This is a genomic window from uncultured Dokdonia sp. (assembly GCF_937910895.1).
In the GTDB taxonomy this organism is placed as follows: Bacteria; Bacteroidota; Bacteroidia; order Flavobacteriales; family Flavobacteriaceae; genus Dokdonia.
In genome coordinates this window covers 1-14,545 of record NZ_CALEMI010000006.1, presented here as the reverse complement: position 1 = coordinate 14,545, position 14,545 = coordinate 1, and the positions used below count along the sequence as shown (strand labels likewise).

Here is a 14,545-nt window from a genome sequence, read left to right as displayed (position 1 = left end):
TTTAAAGTGCTCTGCTGACATCTCTGAAATACTAACGAACTTGTCTTGTGTAAATGGGCATATTCCAACGGGAAGTCAGATTAGTATGCCTCTTGCCTACTGGGCTAATAAGGGAATGTTCACTGATTTTATGAATTTGTCATTAATCATAAAAACAATACAGTTAGATATACGCTTAAACCTTATCTTTAGACTATGACACTCTACCAATACAATATGCTGAACCAAGAGGATCAATATACAGTGATCTGGTAACAAGGTACGCACCTTGATTTTATTATTGTAGATAATGAACGAATTGCTGTTTACGCAATTGATCTGTTCTTTGTAGAAGTCTATTATGACAATACCACTAATAAACTTATTAAGAATGTCAGCTTCAAGCAAGGAGAGAGATTGGATAAGTATAGTAATATTTAAACCTCACTCTAATGAAGATGATTAAAGCTATAGGAAAATCAATATATCAAGGTAATAAAAATCTTATGTATCTCTTTAGTGATAATAACAATCACACTTTCAAAGAAGTAATCATTTTTGATAGTGTTGTCATTCTCATTAGTTCGTTGTACTTCTTAGCCCAAATTAATTGGTAATGAATATCTGGACGATCATAGGTATTGTATCTTCTCTTTTAGGGATTATCTCATTTATCAAAAATGATAGTTCGGTCATTCTCCTTTTTAAAAAAGCCTCATTTGAAATTGTTGCGGAATCTTACAAATTACATCAAAATGATACATTTAAAAAAATAACCCTGCGAGAAATATCGAAGGGTTATCACTGTATATTGGAAATAAAATATAACTCAACTTTTCGTTGATCTAAACTTTACTTTTGGACTTGTTATAGTGTTATTAATAGTCTTATATTCAGTCCAGAGGTTATTCTCTTTTTTCAATACTAAAACATACGAACTTGTCATACTACTTTTATAAACTAAAGCCCAATTGCCATCTTTAGAATAAATAGGTTTAGAAAAATAGATTGCATTAGCCTGATCATTTTTCGTGCGTGAATTAATATTTGAGATTATGTTTTCGCCCCAATAGCCTTGGTGCTTTTGAGATATCAAATAATCGTACTCATTTAAAGAAAATACATTACTAAAACCATCATCTCTAAATTGCCCGGGTCTTATGATATTTAATGATAGTTTCAGGCTATCAACGGTATATTGATTTCTAGTGAGTTCAACGTCTCGCAATTGCATTAATAATTTGATAACATATTCGTTATCATTTGTTGCAGTAAGTGAAACTTCACTTTGGTCATCTGTATGTATGAAACTATCGGTAATGAGATAGTCGTCATCCTGTTGCACATTTTGACAATTGCATACAAAAGACATTAACAATAACAAATAAACGATCTTATTCACACGGCGATCCTTTTGGACTTTCTCCTTCAAATGTAACATTTTCCTGCTCCATTCCTGCAATGTTTCCATAATTAGCTTGCTGTTCTTCCGTTAATACCTCTTCAAATAATTCAGTGCCAAACATCGTTCCCCACATTAAATGATTGCAATATTCAAGATCGGCATCTATCCCTTGTGCTTGCGCATAATTAAATAAACTCATTGACGCGTTATCAATAAAATTATTCATCGCGTTGTGAATTTCATTATCAAGGGTATTGGCAGTGTCTTGAACTTGTTGGTCATAAAAAGCAATAAAGGCATTTAATAAATCATTAAAAGATTCGCTTTCAGAACCCATTTGATTAGTGACGAAGAGATTAACCAAATAAGCATGTACGAGTTCGTGTAATGTCACAGCCGCAATAGACAAATCTGTAGCAGTATTAAGATAGGTATTATCAAATTTGATGTCTACATAATAGGCTGTTTGATCGCCACTCACAAAAGGTACCGTAAAGGCGTTATTGCCATTAGGAATATCTATGGCAGATAAGTTAAGGTTTGTCTGTTCGTTAGCATTAAACGTATTACTTATCAAATCAGTAAACTCAGAAGAAAGAGAAATTGCTGTCTCTATAATCTCTTTTTGACAAGGCTTATCTACAAGGTCATAAATTATTTTTTCATCAAAATCTACATCCCCGCCGTCAATTAGTACTTCAAGTGCTAGTTCTGCGAAGGCTACGTTTCCTAAGCTTTCAAATATCCAATCAACCTGTTCATCAGTGAGATCAGGTTCTAGAAAATCATTTATACCAAAAATGAGATCAAGGTCATAGTTTATTCCTACTACAGGGTTAGTATCTTGATTAATCTCTGCACAACCAGAACCATCGGTATTACAGCCATTCGGGCAAGGATCATTATTTTCTAAATAACATACATCTTGGGTATCTGGCAGATCAGGACAACGCAAAGTATTTTCCATGCTCTTATCTCCATACACAATAAGAATTACCCACGTACCTCCTGCACCTTGATTGTCACAAGCACTAGGTGAAGAGTGTAGCTGTCCTCTCCAATTACACAACCACACAAGAGTAGCTTCGACATCAACTGGGGGTTCATTATCCTCACCTCCTGGGCTTCCATCTCCAGTATTTCCATCACCTGGGCTTCCATCTCCCTCATTACCACCAGAATTCCCTGTATCACTATCTGGATAATCATTTTCAGGACAAGGGTTTCTTGTTTCTCCACTGGTAGATACTCCATCCAGCAAACTGAGTTTCGCGATATAACGACCATCAATACTATAATGTAAAATCTCCCCCGTAAAAGTTGAGAAATCTTGCATATCCCTGTAATTAGGAATCCAATTAGCATCTGGACGATATTCCATAATGTAAGAGAAGAAGCCTGCCGAAGATTCTTTAATAATCAAGTTAAAGACAGAAATTATAGTTGAGTCACTTCTCTCAATAGAAGTGAGTAAAAAGGTATAATTCTTACGATCATATTGATCAGTTATTTGAATAATCTCTCTTGTTTGCAGTGTTCCAATAACGAGATCAGGTTCACTTGATCGATTATTACCGCTTGATTTATTAATAGTAAAATGTCCGCGACTATCTCCTTTTGTAGAAAGATAATTCATAATTTCAGGGATATCATCTGCGGAGACAGTATTGGTAATAAGATGAGTTTCTTCAATCGAATTTTGTAACTCTTGAGATGATCCAGCGTCATCCTTTTGACAACAGATAAAAAGTGTCATTGCCGTGAGAACAAGAAATATTCTCGTTCTCCATAATCCTGTGTTTTTAATCATAGTATATTCATAGTTTTAATTAATACTCAAAAAAATAGGGGGTGTTTAACAATTTAGGAGTGTTTAAATGTAGGTGTCTATATGATCATATAATAGTTGCAATGAGTGAAGCATACGTTTGACTGAGGGAAATCATAATAAGGTTCGCAAAGTAGATTATTAGAATTTTCATTCTTTACGGAAACCCGTAATACGGGAAAAATTATTGGGGTGAAAGACATATTATTTTTAATCCTTTGGTATATTTTCATATCTAATATCGTAATACAGTATCTCAAACGAGTTGTTAAAATCATACAAGAGCATATACCCACTAGGTGTAGCCATTACCGTGTACTTAATCGCTGTCCAATATGTCGCTCCCTTTATTCTTTCGTAAAAAGAAAACTTCATGGTATGTATCACATTTCCAGTATTTCCGTCTATATATGACCTTAATATTTTCCAATGATCACTATCACTGTAATTATCATTGGTGTTTGCTCTAAGTGCTTCTAAATTGATATTAGCTTCCTCCAATGCTTTCACTGTTTCAGTAAAAGAATCTTTTATCAAGAGAATTCTGAAATTCAATGCTGATATGTCATCAACCCGAAGCAAATTATTCCTTCCTTTTTCTATGTTATTATACTTATCATTTTCATTACCATTCTCATATTTTTTAAGAAGTGGTATGTCACGCTCACTTGGAATATACGCGAGTAAATAGCTAAAATCTTTTTTCTTGAATGCTCGATAGATATCTTTATCAAGACTTGTGATTCCCCTGTAGGTTTGATCATCATTCTGTTGTCCGAATGCACTGTGGGTCATACAGAGAAAAGCTAGTGAAAGAGTTATAAGATATTTCATAGAGAGAGGTTTTAATAATATTAATACTTGATGATACCTAACAGGTTTCTGTTATTCTATAGTCCAGCCTGTATCAAATTTTCTTAAGGTAACTTCGCCTTCAAGAGTTCCCGAAGTACACTCTGGCACTTTACTATTACGTTTACTACTTGAAATACGGATACTATGGAGTGGTGTTGGAGTATAGGTGTATGAGAATCGGACAGTAGCGGTATTATCATCTTGGGATATTCCGATAATATTAGTGATTTCAGGGGTCGCAACTGCGTAGCTTTTTCTATTTCGAGAGGTGTCATTACCTACTAAATAATCGTTTCCTTTTCCAACCACTTCTATATTCAAAAGAGTATATGCAGGAAAAAATATATCTCCGCTCATCTGTCTTACTGATATCTTCACATATCCCTTATCTTCTAGATCAGAAGCATTTTTCAGGATTGTATTATACTCATCCCAATTAGACTGAGAGCTAGAAATTAATTGTTGCGCACATGGGTTTTTATATTCTTTTTTAAGGATTTCAAGTGCTTCTCTATTCTGTAAGCTATCATTAAAGCAACTTGTAAGTAAAGAAAGAAGGACAAGAAAGTAAAGTGATTTTTTCATGGTAAAATTGATTTAAGTTATTGAAATCATTGAGAGATTGAGTATTCATTGAGGGAATAAAGACAGCGTTACAGTTTAGTTACGGATGTTGCGATAAATTCTATGAGTTCAACACCGCCGATGTACGCCTTACGGATTCGCGTACCACCGCGTAATTGAATCCTGTCGCCTTGTTGTAGATTGAAAATAAGATCGCCTTGTGATTTAGGAACAAAGACATAATCGCCAAGAGCACCACCACCAAACGGAGCATCTTTTGCGGAACCGCCAATAGGGATGACTTGGAAAACTATGTGATTCTTTGGAATTTTAGTCTGCCATGCATTGGATGCTCCTGGGGTGTAAAATTGAACTTCAGTAATAATATCAGCACCTATATAGTCTTTAGCGTATGCAGGATTTATGACTTTAGCATACGAAACTTCAGTTCCTGCGGGAACGGTTGACGTTGATTTCACGGTTTTATAGGTTAGACAACTGCTAAAAAATAGGGGGAGAAAGGCAAAAAGGTAAAGTGATTTTTTCATTAGACATTGGTTTTAAGTGAATAATGATCCAAACATAACAAAAAGTTTATTATAATTTACATATTTTAATAAGTAATTTAAAATAATCATTGTATTCAAATTTGCTGTAAATACAATTCCCATGACAGCAAAAAAGAATATTACAGATACAGAGTTTAATACTCTTATGATTCAAGTAGCAGATAAGCTTAAAGAATTACGAATAAACGCAGGTTATACAAGCTATGAGAATTTTGCTTGGGATAATAATATTAATCGTATGCAATATTGGAAGATGGAGAAAGGGGAGACAAACTTTACGATGAAGAGTCTTCATAAAATACTTCAAGCCCACAAAATGAGCGTTACGGAATTCTTTAGTGAAGGATTTAGTGAATAGGGAAGTATACTCTATTTTAGTAATATTCCTTCTTCCTTCATAAACTCCAAAGTATGTAAATAATATGATTCATTCTTACTTGCTCTAACGACTTCATATATTTCGGCACCAACTGATGATAGTCGAACGATCTCAACTTCAATAGCATTCTCTTTTGTGCTTAATTGATGTTTTTTATCAAAATACTTAATGTCAATAATCATATCTTTCTCTAAAATCATATAGGTTGTGTGGACTAAACCTAAATCTTCTAAATGTTGTAATAGTTCACTATCAAAACCCCATGTTGCATCCGAGTATTTACCTTCATTACTAGAATTTTTAAATAATACCTTGTCTGACCTTGTTTCTCCGGGATACGTTTCCCATAAACAATTACATAACAGAGTAAATATTGAAGCTTCCTCAGCATCAAGAAGTTTAATCGCATGTAATGTTCTTCGTGAAAACGCGCCTGGCGAATCAACTTCATTAGCAAGAATTTTCGCCCATAAATATTGCATAGTTTCATTAGAGCATTCTTGACTAATATTAAAGAATTCAGACATCCAATCTTGGTCTACCGTATGATCTGAAAACTCATATTCTTTTGCAAACAGAATAGCTTTGGCAATAATACTATCACTATTGGTTTGTCGGATAGCTTCAGTTCTATAAATCCGTCTAAAAACACGTTCACTTTCATATCCTCTCATTATTTCAGGAAGACGAGATATTTCTGGAGTTTCAGAGAGTACATCGCCAAATCTGAAAGCAACAGATTTTAAAAGGCTTGCAACAGCTCCTTGATCAAGGTTGATTTGAATTCCTGTTTGAGTTCCTAGATTAAGTGTTTGAGTTTTGTCAGCAACACCTGTAATTTCTTCTTTCTCTGGATTAACGATATGGACTACATATTCACGAGTCGCAAAATACCGTGACACAAGTTCTGAATATTCAGAAGCATATTCTTTAAAGGGTTTTTCTTTTTCTAAAAATATTTCTAGCAAAAATTCTATACTGTCATATTCAGGACGATATCGATTATCATATTTACTAAGCTCTAGCATTTTCTTAAAGGGCTTTATGGTAATAGATGTTTCGTTATCTCTATCAGCATTATCTCCTTCGTTCAAGAACTCTTGTAGTTCTTTTCCTGTTACATTATCAAGATTTTTTTCAAAATGATTTTCTAATAGCATATTCATAAAAAAAACGAGTGTTGGTATCTCGTGATCTTTAATACTCTTCCTGTTATATCTCATAAGTAAAATGTATTATTTCTTTAAAAACCTCTAGGAGTCCTAGGACTCCTAGAGGTTCCTTATATCCCTTGAACTCTCCTGTAATTTAGCCTCAAGTTTGATAGTCGTCGAAACAATTTGCTATCATTCTACGAGCCTTGCAAGGCACATTGAATTGAACATTCAGACTAGAAAATCTAGATATCTAGATCAAAAGGATTGAATATAAAATGTGCCAAATATGAAAACTGTATTTTTTTTATTTTTCGCGTTGTTTGTAATTTCTACAACAACATCTTGTGATCCTGATGACATCAACGATACACAAGTAGAGCAAATGGACGAGTTATCAAGTGATCCACCTCCCTCAGAAGAAGCTGAAGAAGAGATCGAGCCTAACAATAATGGTTAGTCCGTGTTCTTAAAAACTGGAAGTAGCCGACGGGTTACTTCCAATTTTTTATTCTTGAAATGGTGATGTTGTATCATCTATATTATCTCGATTTGCATTTTTGTACTTTGCATATTTCGCACATAATTCAGCTGAATTCTTTACATCAAATTTCTGACGTAAATTCCTGACGTGTACTTCTACGGTCTTATGAACAATAAATAATTTATCAGCAATTTGTTTGTGAATAAATCCTTGGCAAAGAAGTTCTAATACTTCTTTTTCTCGATCAGATATATTCATAAACCCCTCTATTTCTAGCATTTCTTTGATGCTCTCATCAATATACTTTTCATCATTCATTACCTGATCGATGGCATAGAACGTTTCTTCAACACCTAGTTTTTTATCTAGATACGCATCAACCTTACACTCTTCAAATAATCGTTTGTGATGAGCTTTCTTTGCATGTTGGGTTAGTATCATAATTTTAATATCTGGATATAATTGCTTTATTTTCTTAGCAATAATAAATCCGTCGTAGTCATTCGTTTCAAAATGCAGATCAAGAATAACAATATCAATTGATTGTACACTCAATATTTCTAAGGCATCTTTACGATTCGTAGCAATATCAATTCTATCAACCTTTGGATGCTGGGTAAGTAATAAATCCATCCCTTGAGCAAAGCTTAAATGATCTTCTACTATTAATATATTTATTGTTTCTTTCATACCGTATTTACTTTTATAGGGAAGATTATCGTTATTATCGTTCCATCTGGCGAACTATGTATATTACATTCTCCACGTAACAGTTGCGCTCGTTGTTGCATATTTAATAACCCAATACCATTCCTATCTTCATTTTGAAAACCGATACCATTGTCAGCAATAACAAATGATAAAATATCTCCATCTTTTTTATGACTAATGCGTACCTCTGTAGCTTGAGCGTGTTTTTCTATATTATGCAAAACCTCTAATAGAATACCGTACAAGTTTGTTTGTGACGGAAGGGTCAGATAATTAATCTCAGTAGGAAGAGGTAATTGTATATCAACAAATATTTTTCGGTAATACTGAAATTCGGTTAATTGATCTACAATAATTTCATTTAAGGTAGAGTCTTTAATCTTATCTCCTAGTGGGGAAAGTCTATGGGAAATAAGCCGTATTTGCTTGTTGATGTCTGCTATATCCTTGACAATCGCCTTACTTACTTGATCAGGGTTTTTTGCTTTGGGGAGGGCAAGTATCTTTAATCGAATTGCATCAAAACTAGTTGTAACAATATCATGCAGATCTGTGCTTATTTTTTGTTTAACAACTTCTTGTCCTTCAAAAATTGATTCAAGACGGTGTACTTCAAATCCTTTTTCTTTGGTTTTATGTCGTTGTCGAATAAGAAAGAATATAACAATAGCCAAGATGACTACAACAAGAGCAAGTAATAATAACCAATCACGTTTTTTTATATCAACTTCTTGTTCTGAAATTATTCCTTTTTGAATACGATTTCCTTGAGTGAGGTTGCGTATTTTTTCAAGTTTCTTTTTATTTTCAAACCGCTCTTGTAGTTCTTGAATTTTTTTTGCCTGTTCCTCTTTGAAAAGAGTCTTATACAGATTAGTATGTTCTTTATAATACTTTAGTGCTTCTTTATCATTGCCAATAGCTTCATAATACTCTGATGTGATTTCGTGATGACGTAATAGAATATCTTTACTTTGATTTGGGTTACGTGTTCTAGAGGCTGAATCTAAATATTGCTTTGCAACAATATAATTTCCCTTTTCAACAGAAATCTTTGCCAACTCGTTATATGGCGTTGTGAGGAATAGGCTATCTCCTTCTTGTTTTTTGATAGCAATAGATGTTTTATAATTCCGCATTGCTCTATCTAAATCATCTTGCTGATAATAGACTGAACCTAGATTATAATAATACTTGCCAAGATTTTTAGTTTCTTTAAAACCGTCTTGAATTCGTATTGCTTTCTCATAAAATACGCGGGCAGAATCATATTTTTCTTCACTCTTATATACATGCCCGAGGTTATTATACCCATAGGATAAACCGATACTATCGCCAACGATTTCACGTAATTTCAGTGATTCTTTGTAATACTGTTTAGCGATATCAATATTACCCATTAATCGTTGGGTCGCACCAATCGCATTACATATTTTGGCTTTCTCTTTGTCATCTTTATATTCTTCAAAACCTTCATAGGCTTTTAATAAATAACGAATTGCCTCATCATAATTACCACTATTTCTAAAGAGTACTCCTGCCTTGTAATAGGTACTAAACTTTGCCTTAGAATTTTCTAGCCCATTATATACTTGTAGTGACTTATATAGATTAAATAACAGGCTATCTGATTGTTTCTCCTTTCTATAGATCAAGGCAATATTAAAATATGAATCTGCCGAGTTTTGCGATAATGAATCACTCCTAATGCTTTTCGTATAAAATTCTTTTGCTTTCTGGTATTTCTGTTGTCTATAGTAGATGTAACCAATGTTTTTATAGATAAAACTTGCATCATTACTCAAGCCCTTATTTGCAGTAATTTTTAATGCTTCATTAAAAACCTCTATTGCTTTGGAATATTCTTTGTTTTCAGAGAATTCTTTTCCTCTTTGAACTAATTGATCGAGACTATCATTAATAACAATAATCCTATCATTTATTTCTGATGCTTGTATTCGTGGTGAAGCAAACAAAAGAAAACCAAACACAATCTGGCATATAGATAGTAATGAATAATTTCTTCTTCTCATATATACGAAGGTATAAGAAATTGAAACATCTTTACACTATGTGTTTGATTTTTAGGGAAAACCCGTATTGAAGTTAAGCTACATAAAGATAATATTTGTAAGAACTTCTTTAAATAAGATATTATGAAAAAAGCAGTATTACTTTTAATGACAACAATTTTATTATCCTTTTCAACAAACAATAGTGATAATATTGATCCAAATAAATTACCTGATGTTACAAGAGAATTTGACGCAACTTTAAAAGAGACTAAATCTACTTTCAGGAAACTAAAAAGTAAATGGGGTGTTGATGAAAAGATGATTATTAGAGATTTAAAAAAATTTTCCACTGAAAATATATTGGAAAGAAATATTTCTAAATATTATAGAGACTACGATAGTTGGAGAAATGTAGAAGCCCAAATTAGATTTTTGATTGGTTATTTTGAAACCAACGGAAAAGGAGATATTAAAAATAGAGATTTCAAAAAATATAATAGTAAAAACTCAGGTAGAGTTATCTACAGGGGGCAAGAGTATACCGTAGAACAGCTTGGAAATATAAATTTTGGTGCAGCATTGAATGCTTTTGGTTACCCTAGAGAACCTTCTATTTGTGCTGGAGGTCTTTATCAAATCTATGCAGACAAATGTATCCCCGTTGCAAGACTCGAATATAAAAATGCTATAAAACGTTGTATCACTACAAAAACTGGCGTATGCATGGATTATAGAGGTGATTCTAAAATGATACGAAAAGGATATAATGAATTTTAAAACATGAATGAGTTAGAGAAATAGGAGAATTAATAAAATAATAGATCTCCTTCTTTGTAGTCACATTCACTATCATCACCAATCATTCTAGTAATTCTTACCGAATTATGAGATATCTCAGATAATTCTAGGTCAGAAATATGTAAGCAGGATAATAATTCCTCTTCATTAATTTCCTCTCCTGATTTCGTTTGTAAAATAACTTTAGTTTGAAAAGGACAGGTGGCGCCACAATCCCAATTATCAACGAGTAAATCCTTGTTATCAGAAACTATATATGTATGTATTATTTTTTGTTTTGTATCTGTAGATGTATGAGATAGTAAAAAGGAAAATAGAATTATCATAACTATAACCACACCAAGTAATTTGAAAAATAGTTTTAGAGTTTTCATAACAAAATTATACTATAAAATTAATTTAACAAGCAAGTTTATTAGTATTGCTTAAGCATGAATATTTAGCATATTTACTTAAAAAATGATAATAAAGCTCCTTATAAATAAACTGAAATTAATAAATGATGATGGTTGGATAACATCCATATTTATATGCACATTAACTATTTTTTTTCTTCTACCACTTATTGAAATTAATTTTATTTTTTGTGCTTTTTTTGCTGTAGGAATATTATATGAACACATCATAGAATGGTTAGCTCATGGTTGGCTTCAACACTATAGATGTAACATTTTTTCTTTTTTTAATAAGAGGCATCAGAGACATCATGAAAACACATTGATACATCATGCTTTGCAACCCATATCAATCCTAATTCCTGCCGTCTGCATAATACTTATTCCTTTTATTATTATGTTGTTTTTTGTGTCGAATGGATTATTTAAATCTATTTCAATAGGTGTTATTTCGGGTTTTTTATTAGCACATATATATTTAAACTTATTGCATTATGATATACACTCTGTAAATAAAATATTTCCTGTTTTTTTTAGGAATACATGGTATTATAAAAGAATATATGAAGAGCATATAAATCATCATATTGAACATGAGAATGGTATTAAATATAGTAAGTATAGAGTTTATGGTATATCGAATCCTTGGCTTGATATTCTTTTAGAAAAAATAGGTGTTTCTTCTATGGTCGATAAACTTTATCCAAGATTTGTTGAATTTTTAGAAGATAAGTTTGAGAAAGAATAATGGATATAGAAATTATAAGCAATTTAGGGTATTTAGGATTATTTATATGGTCTGCTGTAGATCATACAGGCACTCCTGCTGCTCTTTTGATAGGGACTAGTTTAGCAGTACAAGGAACATTAGATATTAAGTTAGTACTCATATACTCCTTTTTAGGTGCTGTTTTTTCAGATATATTCTTATATTATCTAGCATATTTTTTGGGATATCCATTAATCATTAAATTAAAAAGAATATTTCCTGTAATGACTAAGCCTTATAATGAAAGTCAGTTATTTGTTGAAAAATATGGTGTCCAAACAATAATTTGGGGAAGATTTCTTGCAGTAATAAGTAGATATTTACCTATAGTTTTTGGAATATTAAGAGTTGCTCAGTTAAAGTATATAATTGCTATGTTAATTGGAAATATTTTAATGAATGTAGTAATTGGATATGCTATATTTCTTTTTTGGGAGAGTTTTAGTGTTTTTCTAAATGACAAAAATATTATTTTATATATCAGCATAGGAATAATTGCTATCCAAATAGTTGTAACAATTCTATTTATAAAATATAGAAAATTTAAGAAAAATTAATAATGAACTCTTTGGCAACCTAAAATTAGAATCCTCATCAGCAAATTGATATAATCTTATTATCACAATTAGGTAGATAAAACCATTGAAGTAAATAAGTAGTATAAGTTTGTTTCTCAAGAATTAGAATTACTTCTAAATTATAATTAATAGGTATTTACGAACTAATCTAGGGATTTCCCGTATTGTTTAGTGAAGGTCATTTATCGATACTTGTAGAGTAAAAAACTGACATTATGAAAACACAAGAAAAAATCCTGAGAGTTTGTTTATCAGAAGAAGAAAAATCAGCTATTGAGAATTTAGCGCTAGTTATAAGTGATAATCCCAAAATGTTGGATGAGTTCTCTTTCTTATCAAATTCACACCTTTATGCTCAAGAGTTGCCAAGAAGGGTCAGAGAACTATTCTATCAGTTTAAAAATCAAGAATCACATTTAGCCATACTAATTGAAAATGCACCTTTGTTTAAAAAAGATTTTCCTAAAACTCCAACTAAATATAGAGAGAAACATGATTACAAATTAGATAGATCAGATATTATACATGGTCTTTTTTCAAGTTTATTAGGAGAACCTTTTAGTTTCTCTACGCAAAGGCACGGACATGCGTATAATCGAATTATACCTCTACCTAAGTTCGAATCTATTTCTAATAGTAGTTCAGGTTCTTTGTATAATTTTGGTTTTCATTCAGAAGATGCTTTTCATATTGGAATGCCAGATTATCTTGGACTGATGTGTTTGAGAAATACTGAAAATGCTCCTACTGTTATCGCCTCAATAAAAGATGTTTTCATCCCAAGGGAGATTAAAAAAATTCTTTTTGAGCCACAATTTTATATAGAATCTAATCCTATTCACAAAAACGTCATAAAAGAGATAAACTCTACTAAAAAGTCAATACTCTTCGGTCATTTTGATAATCCTTACTTAAGGATAAATATGAATACACTTGATTTAAATATGTATGAGGGTAAAGTTAAGGAAGCATTGTCTTTTATATATGAAGCCATCAATAAAAACAAAATTGAAATAACTCTTAAATCAGGAAATTGCTTATATGTAGATAATTTTAATGCAGTTCATAGAAGAGATTCTTTTATACCTAATTATGGAGATGAAGCAAGATGGCTGACTAGACTCGTGGTTACTAACGACTTGCGGAAAACACGTCATTTAAGAGATAAAGCTGATTCAAGAATAATTAATTAACCTATGATAAAAGAAGAAAAAATTAATATAGTAGCTGGACATGAGGATATATCAACGATCTTACTTAAGAAAGAAGATATTTCACTTTCTTGTATCCTCCTACACGGAGCAGGTAATTCTGATAAAAACAGACTTATTCAACTAGGAAAAGAATTGACTAAGATAGGTTTAGGGTCTATTGTGTTTGATTTTTCTTCTCACGGAGAAAGTTCACACAATGAACCAACGAGTTTAGAGAAAAGAACAAGCGAGGCATTAAAAATAATTGAGCATCTCGACTCTAAGCTTCCTATCACAATCTGTGCATTCAGTATGAGTGGGCAAGTAGCGATTAATTTACTTCAAAGTAAAATAAAAAACCGTATAAAAAATATCATTTTGTTTGCTCCTGCGCTTTATGACAAAAGGGCTTTAAATGTTCCGTTTGGTCCCGAATTTAGTGAAATTATAAGAAAAAAAGAAAGCTGGAAAAATAATAATGCTAATGAAAATCTAAAGGATTTTAATGGAAATATATTAATTTTCTTTAGTAAAAATGATCATATAATTCCAAATGAAATTCCTGATATAATTGTGAATGCAGCGATTAGTGCTAGTAAGAAAAAAATTTTATATTTGGAACAGGCACCGCATCAACTTGCGAGATGGTCTTCAGAGCATTTAAATAATTCAAAATTTATAGTCGAGAGTATTGTTGATTTTTTAAATACATAATGATATTTGAAAACAGAGGGTGTAAATTAAACTCTGTCTGAAATAAATTTTAATTATTCTTTTTTAGATAGAGAGGATTGAGGGTGTAAATTAAACTCTGTCTGAAATAAATTTTAATTATTAATTTTATTCAGACAGAATCATGAAAACAAAAC

The 14,545-nt window shown here is 31.8% G+C and carries 18 protein-coding genes; 9 read left to right on the top strand and 9 right to left on the bottom strand.

Going from position 1 to position 14,545, the window contains the following annotated elements:
• Nucleotides 1–199, top strand: a 199-nt coding sequence (locus Q0505_RS00300; protein WP_299207433.1) for a hypothetical protein, incomplete at its 5' end; no start/stop codon positions are given.
• Nucleotides 200–431: 232 nt separating this feature from the next.
• Nucleotides 432–596: a hypothetical protein gene (locus tag Q0505_RS00295; RefSeq protein WP_299207430.1), complete on the top strand. Its 165-nt coding sequence runs from the start codon at nt 432–434 to the stop codon at nt 594–596.
• Nucleotides 597–808: 212 nt separating this feature from the next.
• Here the strand turns inward: Q0505_RS00295 and Q0505_RS00290 are convergent, their stop codons facing one another.
• The 5 genes from Q0505_RS00290 to Q0505_RS00270 form a co-directional block, all read right to left on the bottom strand.
• The gene (locus tag Q0505_RS00290) at nt 809–1,381 is read right to left on the bottom strand and encodes a hypothetical protein (protein WP_299207427.1); all 573 of its coding nucleotides are present in this window, start codon (nt 1,379–1,381) and stop codon (nt 809–811) included.
• Complete coding sequence (locus Q0505_RS00285) at nt 1,374–3,194, bottom strand: hypothetical protein (RefSeq protein WP_299207424.1); 1,821 nt, start codon at nt 3,192–3,194, stop codon at nt 1,374–1,376. Before Q0505_RS00285 ends, Q0505_RS00290 begins: the two co-directional genes overlap by 8 nt.
• Before the next feature lie 228 nt (nt 3,195–3,422).
• Nucleotides 3,423–4,046, bottom strand: a complete 624-nt coding sequence (locus Q0505_RS00280) for a hypothetical protein (protein ID WP_299207421.1) — start codon at nt 4,044–4,046, stop codon at nt 3,423–3,425.
• A gap of 51 nt (nt 4,047–4,097) precedes the next feature.
• The gene (locus Q0505_RS00275; RefSeq protein WP_299207418.1) at nt 4,098–4,652 is read right to left on the bottom strand and encodes a hypothetical protein; all 555 of its coding nucleotides are present in this window, start codon (nt 4,650–4,652) and stop codon (nt 4,098–4,100) included.
• Between the two features lie 68 nt (nt 4,653–4,720).
• Nucleotides 4,721–5,110, bottom strand: a complete 390-nt coding sequence (locus tag Q0505_RS00270; RefSeq protein WP_299207415.1) for a hypothetical protein — start codon at nt 5,108–5,110, stop codon at nt 4,721–4,723.
• Nucleotides 5,111–5,300: 190 nt separating this feature from the next.
• Between Q0505_RS00270 and Q0505_RS00265 the strand changes: the two genes are divergently transcribed.
• Complete coding sequence (locus tag Q0505_RS00265; protein ID WP_299207413.1) at nt 5,301–5,558, top strand: helix-turn-helix transcriptional regulator; 258 nt, start codon at nt 5,301–5,303, stop codon at nt 5,556–5,558.
• Between the two features lie 11 nt (nt 5,559–5,569).
• On the opposite strand, the gene Q0505_RS00260 is transcribed toward Q0505_RS00265, so the two are convergent.
• Complete coding sequence (locus Q0505_RS00260; RefSeq protein WP_299207411.1) at nt 5,570–6,802, bottom strand: DUF2806 domain-containing protein; 1,233 nt, start codon at nt 6,800–6,802, stop codon at nt 5,570–5,572.
• A 220-nt stretch (nt 6,803–7,022) separates the two neighbouring features.
• Here Q0505_RS00260 and Q0505_RS00255 point away from each other — a divergent pair, with 220 nt between their 5' ends.
• On the top strand, nt 7,023–7,193 hold the full coding sequence (locus tag Q0505_RS00255; RefSeq protein ID WP_299207408.1) for a hypothetical protein: 171 nt from the start codon (nt 7,023–7,025) through the stop codon (nt 7,191–7,193).
• A gap of 48 nt (nt 7,194–7,241) precedes the next feature.
• Here Q0505_RS00255 and Q0505_RS00250 read toward each other — a convergent pair whose 3' ends face one another.
• Nucleotides 7,242–7,907 (bottom strand): response regulator transcription factor, encoded by a 666-nt coding sequence (locus tag Q0505_RS00250; protein WP_299207405.1) that lies wholly within the window; start codon nt 7,905–7,907, stop codon nt 7,242–7,244.
• Nucleotides 7,904–9,961, bottom strand: coding sequence for a tetratricopeptide repeat protein (locus Q0505_RS00245; protein WP_299207402.1), 2,058 nt, complete (start codon nt 9,959–9,961; stop codon nt 7,904–7,906). Before Q0505_RS00245 ends, Q0505_RS00250 begins: the two co-directional genes overlap by 4 nt.
• A 123-nt stretch (nt 9,962–10,084) precedes the next feature.
• Here Q0505_RS00245 and Q0505_RS00240 point away from each other — a divergent pair, with 123 nt between their 5' ends.
• Nucleotides 10,085–10,720: a polymorphic toxin type 44 domain-containing protein gene (locus tag Q0505_RS00240; protein ID WP_299207399.1), complete on the top strand. Its 636-nt coding sequence runs from the start codon at nt 10,085–10,087 to the stop codon at nt 10,718–10,720.
• Nucleotides 10,721–10,749: 29 nt separating this feature from the next.
• On the opposite strand, the gene Q0505_RS00235 is transcribed toward Q0505_RS00240, so the two are convergent.
• Entirely contained in the window at nt 10,750–11,115 is a 366-nt protein-coding gene (locus Q0505_RS00235; RefSeq protein ID WP_299207396.1) for a hypothetical protein, read from the bottom strand.
• A gap of 85 nt (nt 11,116–11,200) precedes the next feature.
• Between Q0505_RS00235 and Q0505_RS00230 the strand changes: the two genes are divergently transcribed.
• From Q0505_RS00230 to Q0505_RS00215, 4 genes are all read left to right on the top strand, one after another.
• Nucleotides 11,201–11,884, top strand: a complete 684-nt coding sequence (locus Q0505_RS00230) for a hypothetical protein (protein WP_299207393.1) — start codon at nt 11,201–11,203, stop codon at nt 11,882–11,884.
• Nucleotides 11,884–12,462, top strand: coding sequence for a VTT domain-containing protein (locus tag Q0505_RS00225; protein ID WP_299207391.1), 579 nt, complete (start codon nt 11,884–11,886; stop codon nt 12,460–12,462). The genes Q0505_RS00230 and Q0505_RS00225 overlap by 1 nt, the downstream gene beginning before the upstream one ends.
• A 236-nt stretch (nt 12,463–12,698) precedes the next feature.
• A complete protein-coding gene (locus Q0505_RS00220; RefSeq protein ID WP_299207388.1) occupies nt 12,699–13,676 on the top strand; it encodes a TauD/TfdA family dioxygenase in 978 nt (325 codons plus the stop codon).
• 3 nt (nt 13,677–13,679) lie between these two features.
• Nucleotides 13,680–14,390: an alpha/beta hydrolase gene (locus tag Q0505_RS00215; protein ID WP_299207385.1), complete on the top strand. Its 711-nt coding sequence runs from the start codon at nt 13,680–13,682 to the stop codon at nt 14,388–14,390.
• The last annotated feature ends 155 nt before the right edge of the window (nt 14,391–14,545 follow it).